12 protein-coding genes are annotated in these 12,391 nt (G+C 73.1%); 9 read left to right on the forward strand and 3 right to left on the reverse strand.

What is annotated here, in order from left to right:
• The first annotated feature begins 113 nt into the window (after positions 1-113).
• From H4W81_RS19505 to H4W81_RS19540, 8 genes are all read left to right on the forward strand, one after another.
• A complete protein-coding gene (locus H4W81_RS19505; RefSeq protein WP_192776130.1) occupies positions 114-854 on the forward strand; it encodes a GntR family transcriptional regulator in 741 nt (246 codons plus the stop codon).
• The gene (locus H4W81_RS49390) at positions 851-1,924 is read left to right on the forward strand and encodes a C39 family peptidase (RefSeq protein ID WP_318781826.1); all 1,074 of its coding nucleotides are present in this window, start codon (positions 851-853) and stop codon (positions 1,922-1,924) included. Before H4W81_RS19505 ends, H4W81_RS49390 begins: the two co-directional genes overlap by 4 nt.
• Before the next feature lie 3 nt (positions 1,925-1,927).
• Positions 1,928-2,356 (forward strand): alpha/beta hydrolase family protein, encoded by a 429-nt coding sequence (locus tag H4W81_RS19515; protein ID WP_225958697.1) that lies wholly within the window; start codon positions 1,928-1,930, stop codon positions 2,354-2,356.
• A 1-nt stretch (position 2,357) separates the two neighbouring features.
• The gene (locus tag H4W81_RS19520; protein WP_192776132.1) at positions 2,358-3,620 is read left to right on the forward strand and encodes a M20/M25/M40 family metallo-hydrolase; all 1,263 of its coding nucleotides are present in this window, start codon (positions 2,358-2,360) and stop codon (positions 3,618-3,620) included.
• Between the two features lie 81 nt (positions 3,621-3,701).
• On the forward strand, positions 3,702-4,649 hold the full coding sequence (locus H4W81_RS19525; protein WP_192776133.1) for a cucumopine synthase-related protein: 948 nt from the start codon (positions 3,702-3,704) through the stop codon (positions 4,647-4,649).
• A complete protein-coding gene (locus H4W81_RS19530) occupies positions 4,646-5,737 on the forward strand; it encodes an NAD(P)/FAD-dependent oxidoreductase (protein WP_192776134.1) in 1,092 nt (363 codons plus the stop codon). The genes H4W81_RS19525 and H4W81_RS19530 overlap by 4 nt, the downstream gene beginning before the upstream one ends.
• A gap of 2 nt (positions 5,738-5,739) precedes the next feature.
• Complete coding sequence (locus H4W81_RS19535) at positions 5,740-6,969, forward strand: cytochrome P450 family protein (protein WP_192776135.1); 1,230 nt, start codon at positions 5,740-5,742, stop codon at positions 6,967-6,969.
• Positions 6,966-8,522 carry a class I adenylate-forming enzyme family protein gene (locus H4W81_RS19540; protein ID WP_192776136.1) on the forward strand — a complete coding sequence of 519 codons (1,557 nt, stop codon included), beginning with the start codon at positions 6,966-6,968 and terminating at the stop codon, positions 8,520-8,522. Before H4W81_RS19535 ends, H4W81_RS19540 begins: the two co-directional genes overlap by 4 nt.
• Positions 8,523-8,561: 39 nt before the next feature.
• On the opposite strand, the gene H4W81_RS19545 is transcribed toward H4W81_RS19540, so the two are convergent.
• Both H4W81_RS19545 and H4W81_RS19550 read right to left on the reverse strand, forming a co-directional pair.
• Positions 8,562-9,206, reverse strand: a complete 645-nt coding sequence (locus H4W81_RS19545; RefSeq protein WP_225958698.1) for a hypothetical protein — start codon at positions 9,204-9,206, stop codon at positions 8,562-8,564.
• A gap of 38 nt (positions 9,207-9,244) precedes the next feature.
• Positions 9,245-10,936 (reverse strand): beta-N-acetylhexosaminidase, encoded by a 1,692-nt coding sequence (locus H4W81_RS19550; protein WP_318781827.1) that lies wholly within the window; start codon positions 10,934-10,936, stop codon positions 9,245-9,247.
• 93 nt (positions 10,937-11,029) lie between these two features.
• Between H4W81_RS19550 and H4W81_RS19555 the strand changes: the two genes are divergently transcribed.
• Positions 11,030-11,929, forward strand: a complete 900-nt coding sequence (locus H4W81_RS19555; protein ID WP_192776137.1) for a helix-turn-helix transcriptional regulator — start codon at positions 11,030-11,032, stop codon at positions 11,927-11,929.
• On the opposite strand, the gene H4W81_RS19560 is transcribed toward H4W81_RS19555, so the two are convergent.
• On the reverse strand, positions 11,926-12,348 hold the full coding sequence (locus H4W81_RS19560; RefSeq protein WP_192776138.1) for an ATP-binding protein: 423 nt from the start codon (positions 12,346-12,348) through the stop codon (positions 11,926-11,928). The genes H4W81_RS19555 and H4W81_RS19560 overlap by 4 nt on opposite strands.
• Between the last annotated feature and the right edge of the window lie 43 nt (positions 12,349-12,391).

The following is a 12,391-nucleotide window of genomic DNA, read 5'->3' on the forward strand; positions in this document are numbered from 1 at the left end:
CTCGCGCAGAGACACGCTTACCTCCCCGTGAATGAACCTCGACCAACGGCACAAGGTACAGGTGCTTTCAGGTGACGAAAAATCATGCCGACCAGCGCCCGTACCCTGGTCCCGTGACGACCGCGAACCTGGCCTACGAGACGCTCAAGCGCCGCATCGTCGAGGTCGAACTGCGCCCCGGCGAGCGGCTGGTCGAGCGCGATCTGGCGGCCGAGCTCGAGGTGTCGCGGATTCCGCTGCGCGAGGCCCTGCGCCTGCTGGCCGCCGAGGGACTGGTGGTGCTGGTGCCCGGCAGGGGTGCGCTGGTCAGCCCGTTCACCCCCGACGACGTGCGCGACCTGTTCGACGTGCGCGAGAGCCTGGAGGCGCTGGCCGCGCGCCTGGCCGCCGAGCGCGCCGACGCCGAGGGGCTGGCCAGGCTGCGCGCGTGCATGGAACGGGCCAGGGCGGCGATCGCGCGCGGCGACAGGGCGGGCATCGCCGCAGCCAACGCCGACTTCCACCACGAGCTGGTGGCCATCTCGGGCAACGCGCTGCTCGCCGACCTGATGCGCCCGCTGGACGCCCGCCTGCACCGCCTCTTCCACCTCACCTCCGACCGCGATCCCGGACGGCAGAGCGAGGAGCACGCCGAGCTGTACGAGGCGATCGCGGCAGGCGACCCCGATCGGGCGGCCGCGCACGCGCTGCGGCACGTCGCCGACGGCCGAGCCGACTCCATGGCCGTGGCGCGCGGCTGGTCGGTGCAGGACATCGACCCCATCCAGGCCACGCATTCCCGGCGCAGGGCTGAACGAGTACGTAAACCATCCGATGCGTGCCCACCTGGACGTCCACCACAATCGGCCGGGTGATATCGCGTGTCGCCCTCCAGCCGATCACGCCGGGCGAGCGCGGCTCCCGCGGCTATCACGATCCCTTCGGCAACGGCGCCGCGGTCTGGGATTACACCAGGTGGACCGGCGAGGAGATCGAGATCGGCTTCCCGGCCGCCGAGCTGGTGCCGTCGTGGACCGCGCGCACGCCGCCGGGCAGCTGGCTGGAGGTCGAGCTGCGGGCCAGGACCGCCGACGGCCGCCGTACCCGGTGGTACGTCTTGGGCAGGTGGGCCGAGACCTGCGCCGACATCCACCGCACGTCACTGCCCGGCCAGGGCGACGAGGACGGCGACGTCGCCGTCGACACCCTGGTCGCCAGACGCCCCATGCTCGCCTACCAGGTCAGGGTCACCCTGTACGGCACCGGCGCGAGCGTCGGCTCGGTCAGCGTGATGGCCTCCGCAGCGCCGGGCCCCGTGCGCGCCACGCCTCCCGGCAAGGCGAGCGGGATCGAGCTGGCCGTGCCGCCGCTCTCGCAGCGCGTGCACGCCGGCCACTACCCGCAGTGGGACGGCGGCGGCGGATCCTGGTGCAGCCCCTCGTCGGTGGCGATGGTGCTCGGCTTCTGGGGCAGGGGCCCGGCCGCCGAGGAGCTGGCGTGGGTCGACCCCGCCGATCCGTGCCCCGCCGTCGACCACGCCGCCCGCGACATGTACGACCACAGCTACCAGGGCTGCGGCAACTGGCCCTTCAGCGTCGCCTACGCGGGGCGCTACGGCCTGACCGGCTTCGTCACGCGGTTGCGCTCCCTGACCGAGCTCGAGTCCTTCGTGGCCGCGGGGATCCCGCTGATCACCTCGCAGTCGTTCAAGGAGCGGGAACTGCCGGGAGCCGGCTACTCCACGACCGGGCACATCATGGTCGTCGCCGGGTTCACCGCGCAGGGCGACGTGATCGCCAACGATCCGGCGGCCGAGGGGGTTCGGCGGATCTATCCCAGGGCAGCCTTCGAGAACGTCTGGCTGCGCGGCTCGGGAAGCGGAGGCGTCGTCTACGTCCTCCACCCGCCGGAGATCCCCCTCCCTCCGTCCGACGGCAACTGGTGAGTCATGAGTATCGATGCGGGCGGCTGGACCGCCGTCGCCGCGCTGACCTCCAGCGACGTCTTCGCCGCGGGGGCCGCCCACTACGCGATCACCGATCCGGAGAGCTGGGCCGCCGAGACGCACGACTTCGAGTCGCGCTACCTCGACGGGCTCGTCGGGCCGCTGCCCGAGACGCGGCAGCGCTACCTCGACAGATCGCCGCTGCTGCACGCCCGCCAGGCCTCGGGCCCCTGCCTGATGCTGCACGGCCTGGAGGACGCGATCGTCGACGTCGGCCAGGCCGAGCGGTTCGCCAGCGAGCTGGACAGACACGGCAAAGAGTGCGCGTTGCTGACGTTTCCCGGCGAGCGGCACGGGTGGCGCAGGCAGGAGACTATCGTCGCGGTGCTCGAAGCCGAGCTGGCGTTCTACGAGAAAATCTTCTGGGGATGATGTGAAGAGCGTTGCCGAGATCTGCTCCGATCTGATCAGGTTCGACACCACCAACCCAGGCTCGGGCGAGCGTCCGGCCGCCGAGTACGTCGCCACGCTGCTGGCCGACGCGGGCCTGCAACCGGAGGTCTTCGAGTCCGCGCCGCACCGCACCACGGTCGTGGCCAGGGTCGAGGGCGACTCGCCCGACGCCCTGCTCATCCACGGCCACCTCGACGTGGTGCCCGCCGACCCCGCCGAGTGGCAGCTGCACCCGTTCTCCGGCGAGATCGTGGACGACTGCGTGTACGGCAGGGGCGCGGTCGACATGAAGGGCTCGTGCGCGATGACCATCGCCACCGTGCTCGGCCTGCTGGCCACGGGGCTGCGCCCCAGGCGGGACCTGGTGCTGGCCTTCCTCGCCGACGAGGAGGCGACGGGCGACTTCGGCTCGCGCCACGCCGTCACCGAGCACCGCGACCTGTTCGACGGCGTCACCGAGGCGATCAGCGAGTCGGGCGGCTTCAGCGTGACCTCGGGCGGGGCCCGCGTCTACCCCATCGCCGTGGGCGAGCGCGGCACCTCGTGGATGAAGCTCACCGCGCACGGCGTCGCGGGCCACGGCTCCAGGCCCGCCGTCGACAACCCCGTCGCCACGCTGGCCCACGCGCTGTCCCGCATCGCCTCCCACCAGTGGCCGGTACGGCTGACGCCGTCGGTCGCCGCGCTTCTGCGGAGCCTGTCGGAGATCACCGGCCGGCCGATCGACCTGGACCGGCTCGACGACGAGGCGGCCCGGCTCGGCTCGCTCGGCAGCCTGTTCAAGGGCCAGATCCGCAACTCGGCCAATCCGACCATGCTGTCGGCGGGCTACAAGGTCAACGTGGTGCCGTCCAGCGCCTCGGCGCACGTCGACGGGCGCTACCTGCCGGGCCTGCAGGAGGAGTTCCTCTCGACCATCGACGAGCTGCTCGGCCCGAAGATCACCCGTGAGTTCGTCAACCTCGAGGACGCGCCCTCGGCCCCCTACCCCTCCTCGTTCTTCGACGAGATGGGCGCCGCCCTGGTGGCCGAGGACCCGCTGGCCAGGCCGGTGCCGTACGTGATGAGCGGGGGCACGGACGCGAAGTCGTTCGCCAGGATCGGGATCAAGGGGTACGGCTTCGCGCCGCTCATGCTGAGGCCCGATCTCGACTACTTCGGGATGTTCCACGGCAAGGACGAGCGCGTGCCGGTGGAGGGCCTGGAGTTCGGCACCCGGGTCCTGACCCGGCTGCTCTCGTAACGGTAACGCCAGGGTCCGCCCCGCCGAAAAATCGGACATCTCGCCCACTGAATACGCAACGTGGTGATAGCATCACATATTGTGACTACTCCAAAACGCGTAGAGATCGGCTGGCCCGCACTGGGGCTCGCCGTGACCGCCGAGCTGGATAACCGCAACGCCGCTCTGGCGCAGAGCCTGTGGAACGCCCTGCCGTACCGCAGCCTGCAGGGCCATGCTCTCGTGGCAGGTCAGCACCTCTACCACGTCGCTCCTGTCCATGATCTGCTGTACCAGTCGGCCCCGTACAAGGTGGAGGATCGGCGCGCCGAGCCGGACGGCACCCTCTTCGCCTCCCGCCTTCAGCACCTGGGCATCAAGTACGGCGAGCTCACCGAGCCCATGCCCGCCACCCCGATCGGCCACGTCATCCCCGACGACCTCGACTCGCTCCTGGAGGCGGGCGAGGCGGTGTGGGAGGCGGTGTACACCACCAAGAAGCCCGTCATCGCCGAGGTCCGCCGCGCGGGCGGGGTCGGCGGCCACAGCGTGCCGCGCCTGACCGCGGCCGCCCCGGAGGTCGACGCGCTGATCGGCGACCTGCACGCCGAGACGGAGCGGATCTGGCTGGAGCCACCGCAGGAGCTGGTCGACCTGCACGAGGGCCGCATCGCCTCGTGCGCGGGCAGCTACGAGACGGTCCTTACCACGCTGCTGTTCGTCAACGGCGAGACGCGCCCGCTGGGCTACGCCGCCTACGGCGGCCTGGTGCGGGCGGCCTACGACGGAATGCCGCTGGGGCCGCTGCGCCAGATGGCCCGCGTCCTCATCCCGACACCTGCCGAGTTCCTCGGCTACTGCGGGCTGGAGAAGGTCTGGGACTTCACCAGAAGGACCCTCGACTGCCTCGACGGCATCGGCGACCGCGACGACTTCACCGCGCTCATGGCGCACATGACGCTCTATCTCAACTGTCTGGGCGGGTGGAACCTCCACCTGTTCCCCTGGCAGCTGGGCGATCACCTGCGCCGTGTGAGCGCACCCGCATGAGCACCGACGCTCAGGTCGTGGTCGTCGGCGGCGGGGTGATCGGCCTCTCGATCGCCTTCCACCTGGCGGAGGCGGGGGTCGGCACCCTGCTGCTCGAACGCGGCGCGCTCGGATCGGGCGCGTCGCGGGCCACGGCCGACGTGGTGCGCGCCTACTTCGCGGGCAACCCGGTGAGCTCGGCGCTGGCCGTACGGAGTCTCGCGGCCTACCGCGCCTTCCCCGAACGGCCCGGCCTCGACCTGCCGCTGCGGCAGGTCGGCTACCTGGTGCTGTTCACCGACCGCGAGCAGGTGGCGGCCTTCGAGGCCGACCTGCCCGCGCAGCGGGCCGCGGGGGTGGAGGTCGAGCTGATCGGCGCCGGCGAGGCCAGGCGGCTCAACCCGCTCGTCGCGGCCGACCTGCCGCTGCTGGCCGCCGCGTGGTCGCCGCAGGCGTACATCTCCGACACCGCGGCCATCGTCGGCGGCTACGCCGAGGCGGCGCGGCGGGCGGGCGCGGTGCTGTGCACCAGCACGCCCGTCACCTCCGTCGACGCAAAGACCGGCAGGGTGGAGACCGCCGACGGCGTGATCACGGCGGAGGCCGTCGTGTGCGCCGCCGGCGCCTGGTCGGCGGAGCTGACCCGCCCGGCGGGCGTCGACCTGCCGCTCACCGAGCCGGTCGTCCAGGAGCTGCTGACCACCGACCCGCTGCCGCCCATGCCCGGCATCCCGGTCACCCTGCACGCCGCCAGCGGTCTGCTGGTCCGGCTGCGCGGCGACCGGCTGCTGATCGGCATGGGCTATCCGGACGCCGACCGGGACGCCTGGCGGGCCCGCGTGGCCGCCACGCTCGCCGCCGTCTACCCGAGCGTCGGCGGCGCCGGGCTGCACACGGCGGTCACCGGGGTCAGGGACGCCAGTCCCGACCGCACCGCCTTCATCGGCCACCGTCCCGGCCCTCCCGCGTTCCTCTACGCGGCGGGCTTCTCCGGGCACGGCCTGTGCAACGCGCCCGCGGCCGGCGAGCTGGTCCGCGACCTCTACCTCGGCAAGGATCCAGGACTTGACGCGGCCGCGCTCTCGGCCACGCAGGAAAGGATGAGGTGAGCATGGAGACCGAAGACGTCGTGTTCGTGCTCGATCCGGCCAGCGACGACGTGCACGCCGACAGCGCGCGGCTGCGCCAGGCGGGATCACTGGTCCCGGTGGAGGTCGAGGGGGTGCGCGCGTGGGCGGCCACCCGCCACGACACGCTGGCCGCCGTCCTCACCCATCCCGACCTGTCCAGGGACATCAGTCACTGGGATCCGGCGGCCAGGGCCGCCGCCCCTCCCGACACCGCGGTGACCAGGCTCGCCTCCGACACGTCCATGCTGAACGCGGAGGGAGAGGCCCACCACCGGCTGCGCGCGCCGGTGTCCAAGGCGTTCACCGCCCGCAGGGTACAGAAGCTGCGTCCGAGGATCGCCGAGTTCGTCGCCTGTCATCTCGACCGGCTGGCGGCGATGCCGCCGGGCGTCGTCGACCTGCGGCTGGAGTTCGCCTATCCGATACCGCGCGACGTCATCTCCGAGCTGATGGGCGTCCCCGGCGAGCTGCGGGACGAGCTCCACAAGCTCACCGACGTGGCGGCCAGGGTCGGCGACACTCCCGACGACGTCACCGACGCCCGGAGGCAACTGCGCGGGCTGCTCGACGAGATCATCGAGATGCGGCGCGACACGCCGGGCGAGGACCTGATCACCGACCTGATCGCCGCCTCCGAGCACGACGGCGCGGACCGGCTCACCCGATCGGAGGCCCGCGACACGGTCGAGCTGCTGTTCATCGCGGGGCATGTGACCACCGTCAACCTCATCACCAACGCCTCGCGGGTCATGCTGACGCATCCGGACCAGCTGGCCAGGGTCCGCTCGGGTGAGCACCCATGGAGCGCGGTGATCGAGGAGACGATGCGGTGGGACTCGCCGATCGCGCACTTCCCGATGCGCTACGCCGTACGGGATCTCGAGATCGAGGGGGTCAAGCTGCGCAAGGGCGAGGCCGTCCTCGGCTGCTTCGCCTCCGCGGGCCGCGACCCCGACCACTACGGCGAGCGGGCGGAGCGGTTCGACGTGACCGCGCCCACGCCCACGCACCTGTCGTTCGGGCACGGCCCGCACTTCTGCCTGGGCGCGCCGCTGGCCCGGCTGGAGGCCGAGGTGGCGCTGGCCGCGCTGTTCGAGGCCTTCCCCGACCTGACGCTCGCGGAGCGGGGCGACGGGTGGCGGCCGCTGGGCACGGTGCTGGGCAACAGCACCAAGAACCTGCCCGTGCTGCTCGGAAGGAGGGCGGCATGAGCCTCGGACAGAGCCCCGGTCGGAGGCACGGTCAGAGCTTCGGTCAGAGCCTCGTCGACGGGGTGCGCGCGGCGGGGCCGCGCGAGGTGCTGGTGTGCGGGCGCCGCCGCCTGACCGGCGACGACGTGCTGGCGATGGTCGCGGGCGCGGCATCCGCGCTCCACGCGCGCGGGGTGCGGCCGGGCGACCCGATCGCCTGCATGTCCGGCTGGCAGCCCGAGTCCACCGTCGCCAGGCTCGTGACGCTCGCGCTCGGCTGTCCCGTCATCCATCTGCTGCCCGGGCTTCCCGCCGAGGTGGCGGCCGAGACGGTGCGCGCGCTCGGCGCCTCTGTCCTGCTCCACGAGCCGTCGCGCCAGGACGACGCCGATCAGCTGCTCGAGGCGCGCCCGCTGCCGGTCAGCTATCGGCTCGACGCCGACCTGTTCGGCACCCCGCACTGCCGCCTGGTCGAGGTGCCGGGGACGCGGCCGGGGGCCCTGTCGGCGGTCACGTTCTCCAACGACACGACGGGCGAGTGCAAGCCGGTCGCCTACAGCCAGGACGCCGAGGCGGCGCAGCTGGCCGCGGCGAGGGCCATCTGCGGGCCGGGGCCGTGGCGCTTCCTGGTGCCGCCCGGCCACTACCTGCCCAACCAGATCGTGCTGTGGACGCTGGCCGGCGGCGGCACGGCGGTGCTGCTGGAGGACGCCGACGTCGGCAGGGAGGCCGAGGTGGCCGTCAGAGAGCGGGTGACCCAGGTGCTGGCCGGCCGGCCGCACGAGTTCCACGCCCTCGCCGGGCCGCTCGGCTCGGCGCGGGCCGCCGGGGCGAGCGACGTGCGCCTCGTCATGTACGGCGGCGCGCCCGCCGTACCCGCGCGCAGCCGTGAGGCGATCGCGGCGCTCGGCCCCGTGGCGGTCCAGTGCTACGGGCTGACCGAGGGCGGCTTCGTCACGGCCCTGTCGCCCGGCGACCACCTGCGGCCCGGCCTGCTGGCGTCCGTCGGACGGCCGGTGCGGGGGGTGGAGCTGCGCGTCAGAGGCCAGGACGGCGTCGAGCTGCCCGCCGGCGAGGTCGGCGAGGTGTGGGTGCGCTCGGCGCAGATCATGGCGGGGTACGTGGGCGATCCCGCCGCCACCGCCAGGGCGCTGCGCGACGGCTGGCTGCGCACCGGCGACCTCGGCCGGCTCGACGCCGAGGGGTACCTGTTCCTCGTGGACCGCGTGGAGACCCGGCTGTCGCCGGGCGTCCACGCCTATCCGATCGAGCACGTCCTGACCGGCCATCCGGCGGTGGCGGACGCGGCGGTCTTCGCCCTGCCGGACGAGGGCGAGCAGGTGGTGGCCGGCGCGGTGGTGAGCAGGGGCGGCGCGGAGGTGGACCTCGAGGCGCTGCGCGCGCTGGTCCGAGGTTCGCTCGGCGCGTCCTGCGAGCCCCGGCACCTGTGGCTGGTCGACGAGCTGCCCCGCACGCCCGGCGGCAAGCCTGACAAGGCGGCGCTGCACGCGCGCTACCAGGCAGCGCTGCGCGCGCGCTCCCGGCTCGTCGCGGACGGCGTGCCCGTCAGCTGACCGCCCGTCGGCTGACCACCCCGTCGGCCCGGCCACGCCTCACAGTCCGAAGGCCGCCAGCGTTCCCCAGGTCGTCGCCACGCCCACCAGGGCGCCGGCGGCGACCTGGGCGGCCGTGTGGTGGGCGAGACGGACGCGCGCCCAGCAGACCAGCGCCACCAGCGCCCCGCCCACCAGCGCGGTCGGCAGGGCCGGCAGCACGTGCGCGAGCACCACCACCGTCCCCGCCGACACCGCCGCGTGAAAGGAGATCTTCCAGCGCAGGGTCACGGGCACGGTCACCGCGAGCGCGGCCAGCATCGCGGTGACGGTGGCGACCAGCAGGGTGGGCGCTCCCAGCGCGACCAGCAGCACCAGCGCGCACAGCACGGCGCCCACCGCCGCGAGCAGCGGCCCGGTCCTGCGGGCCCGGTCGACCAGGTGGCGGGAGTCGAGCCGGCCCGAGCGGACGCCCACCGCGATGACCGTGGCGGGGACGCCGCCGCACAGCGCCGAGGCGAGCAGGCCCCAGGCCGCGCCGCTCCAGCCCTGGGCCAGCAGGCCGACCGCCGGCGGCATGGCGATCACCAGCACCTGGGGGGCGAACACCTCGGTCACCCACCCCGCCATCCTGCCCGTCATCGTGCCCGCCGTCCTGCGCGCATCCTGTTCGTCACGGGGCGGGACCGCCGCGTCTCGGCTCATGGGTCACCAACCTTCCATGAGCCGGACGCCCGAGGCAATCAGCGCCAGTCGATCTCCGCCGACCTGAAGAAGCCGATGCCCTGGGCCTCCCAGCGCGGCCCGTGGGCGCCCAGGCGGGCGCGGAAGCCCTCCCAGTCCTTGGCCGCGGCCGGCGACCAGGCGATCTCGGCGAGGGCTGGCAGGCGGGGGAAGGACATGTAGTCCATGTAGACGGCGGGCGCGGGGAACTGGTCGAGCGAGGTGGGCAGCCTTGAGCTGCCCCGGTAGGCGCGGTCGGTCCACAGCGCCGCCTCGACGCCCGCCACCTGCTCCTCGGTGACCAGGCCCTGGCTGCCGTCCGGCCGGGCCAGCGCGGTGACCGGGTCCCAGCTGTAGGCCTTCTGGACGCTGACCAGCCCGGCCCACTGCAGGCCGTAGGGAGTCTGCGCGTCGTACTTCATGTCGAGGTAGGCGCGGTCGGCGGGCGAGACGAGCACCTGGGCGTCCTGCGCCAGTCCCGCGCGGATCTGCCTGACGTTGGCGCTCTCGTTCGCCGTGCCGATGGTCGGGCGGTCGGAGGCGTCGCCCCAGTACTGCAGGAGGCTGCCGGGCGGCAGCGGCCCGTCGGCGATCTGGTGCCAGCCGATGACGCGCTTGCCGTTGGCGACGGCGGCGTCCGCGGCGTCCTTGATGTACCCGGCGTACTGCTCGCGGGTGACCGAGGGCACCTCGTCGCCGCCGATGTGCAGGTAGGGGCCGGGGTTCAGGGCGGCCGTCTCCTTGAAGACCTTGCCGACGAAGTCACGGACGTTGGCGCGGTGCCGCTCGTCGGTCAGGCACAGGATGCTGACCCGCACGTCGAAGCCGTAGTAGGGAGGGCGGGCCGTGTCGTTGCAGTTCAGCCCGGGCACCGAGGCGAGCGCGGCGGCCGTGTGGCCCGGCCCGTCGATCTCCGGCACGACGGTGACGTAGCGCTGGGCGGCGTAGGCGACGATGTCGCGGTACTCCTGCGGCGTGTAGAACCAGGGGCCGCCGGTGCCGGGCCTCCAGCCGCTCTGGGTGGAGCCGCCGACCGTGGTCAGCTCGGGCATGCCCTCGATCGGGATGCGCCAGCCCTGGTCCTCGGTCAGGTGCCAGTGGAAGACGTTCATCTTGTACCTGGCGGCCTGGTCGATGAAGCGCTTGACGTCGGCGGGCGGGACGAACCTGCGGCCCACGTCGAGCATGAAGCCCCGGTAGCCGAACCTCGGCCGGTCGGTGATGTCCGCGGCGGGGATCGTCCACGGGCCGTCCTGGCGGGTGGCCGCCTCCACCTTGGCGGGCAGGAGCTGGCGCAGCGTCTGGACGCCGCGGAACAGGCCCTCGGCGGTGTGCGCCTGCAGCAGGACCCGCTTGCCGCCCTCGGTGCGCAGGCGGTAGCCCTCCTGGCCGAGCTCGGCGGGGCCGCGGGCGTCGAGCTCGATCCAGCCCGCCGCGCCGTACGGGTGGTGCCGGACGGGGAGGGCGAAGCCGGTGGAGGGGCGCAGCACGCCCGCGAGCAGGCCGGCTACGTCGCGCACCGCCGCGGCCTGCGGCCTGCGCACGACGATGACGGAGTCCTCGCCGAGCGAGACGCCGGGGCCGCCGGGGAAGTGCTGGGAGACGGGCTGGGGGATGATCCGCGGCGGCTCGGGCTCGGCCGAGGCGGGCGTCGAGGGGAGGGACAAGAGCAGTGACGTGGACAGGAGGGCTAAGACCATCGCGATACGCACGGGCAGAGTATGAAACGCGCTGCGCAAATTGGTCAATATATGACCTTTCTTGCGCAGATATCGGCGAATCCACTGATGCGAGATGATGGCGCGGTGGACCAGATCACGTTGAGCGCCTGTGCCGAGGTCGGGTTCCAGGTGGCGGGCCGCAAGGGAGCGCACGGCGCGATGCGCGCCCTGCGCCGGGTGCTCCCCCTGGAGGCCTACGAGTTCGTCGCCTACGACCCGGTCACGGAGCGGCACCGGAGCCTGGTCTCCGACGGCCTGACCGTCGTGCCCGCGCCGCGCGAACCGCTCGCGCGGGCCCGCGAGCCGTACCCGATGGAGGGGGCGCACCTGGCCGCCTACGGCTGGAGCGAGGGGCTCACCACGCCGCTGCTGCTGGCCGAGGGCCGCTACACCGGGTTGCTGCACCTGTCGGCCGCCGCCTTTCCCCCGCACGCGCGCACGCTCATGGCCGCGCTGTCGCCGACCCTCGCCCACGTCACCGACCTGACCAGGTGCGTGATCGATCCCGTGGGGCTGCCGAAGGGATTCGCCGCGGTGGCCTTCGACCGCGCGGGGGTGGTGCGCGACGTCGCGGGCGCGGCCAGGTCGGAGGTGGTGGCCGGCGATCCTTCCATGGCTGCCTTCGCCAGGGCCTTCCTCGACTCGCGCGAGCTGAGCAGGCGCGGGCTGTGGCAGGACGCGACCGGCAGGTGGCGGGAGGTGCGGGTGCTGCGGGCGGGCGTGGGCTCGCACGGGGCGCTGCAGGGGGCGGTGGTCGCCGAGCGGGCGTGCGGCCTGCCGTACGAGCTGACCGGCAGGGAGGTGGACGTCCTGACCAGGGTGGCGGCGGGCGACTCCAACCCGCAGATCGCCGCCGCCCTGGTGCTGAGCGTCCGTACGGTCACCACCCACCTCGAGCACATCTTCGCGAAGCTGGGCTGCGACAGCCGTACCAGGGTGACCACGAAGGCCCTCGCGGAGGGCCTGTGCAGGATCGACCTCTAGACGCCCGCCGCCGCCCACCCCGCGGGCACGGTGACGAGCACCAGCTCGAACCAGACGGTGTTGACGCCGTTGTGCCTGCTGAAACCCCAGCGGTGGCTGAGCGCCTCCAGCAGCGGCAGCCCGCGCCCGCCCTGCGCGGTCAGCGAGGTACGGCACGCGCACGGCGGCGCCGCCGAGCCGCCGTCGGTGACGCAGACGCGCACCCGGGTCTGCGACGACAGCACGGTCACGGTGAAGGTCCCGCCGTCACGCGAGGCGGAGTGCGTGACGGCGTTGGTGGCCAGCTCACTGACCAGCAGCACGCTGTCGTCGTGCAGCGGGTGGCCGGATCCGAGTGCGGCGGTCACCAGGCGGCGGGCCATGGCGACCTGGTCGGGTGCTCCTCGAAGGGTCCAACTGTCGTACTCCGGCGGTTCCACGGCGACCTCCCCGATTCCGGCGACCTTCTAAGGACGCGGCACC

Origin of the sequence: Nonomuraea africana (genome assembly GCF_014873535.1) — a bacterium.
GTDB classification, from domain to species: Bacteria; Actinomycetota; Actinomycetes; order Streptosporangiales; family Streptosporangiaceae; genus Nonomuraea; species Nonomuraea africana.

Bases quoted from the DNA above. Each gene is read 5' to 3' on its own strand.
- H4W81_RS19535 (WP_192776135.1), top strand. From the start codon at position 5,740: ATGGAGACCGAAGACGTCGTGTTCGTGCTCGATCCGGCCAGCGACGAC.
- H4W81_RS19545 (WP_225958698.1), bottom strand. From the start codon at position 9,206: ATGAGCCGAGACGCGGCGGTCCCGCCCCGTGACGAACAGGATGCGCGC.
- H4W81_RS19540 (WP_192776136.1), top strand. From the start codon at position 6,966: ATGAGCCTCGGACAGAGCCCCGGTCGGAGGCACGGTCAGAGCTTCGGT.
- H4W81_RS19530 (WP_192776134.1), top strand. From the start codon at position 4,646: ATGAGCACCGACGCTCAGGTCGTGGTCGTCGGCGGCGGGGTGATCGGC.
- H4W81_RS19515 (WP_225958697.1), top strand. From the start codon at position 1,928: ATGAGTATCGATGCGGGCGGCTGGACCGCCGTCGCCGCGCTGACCTCC.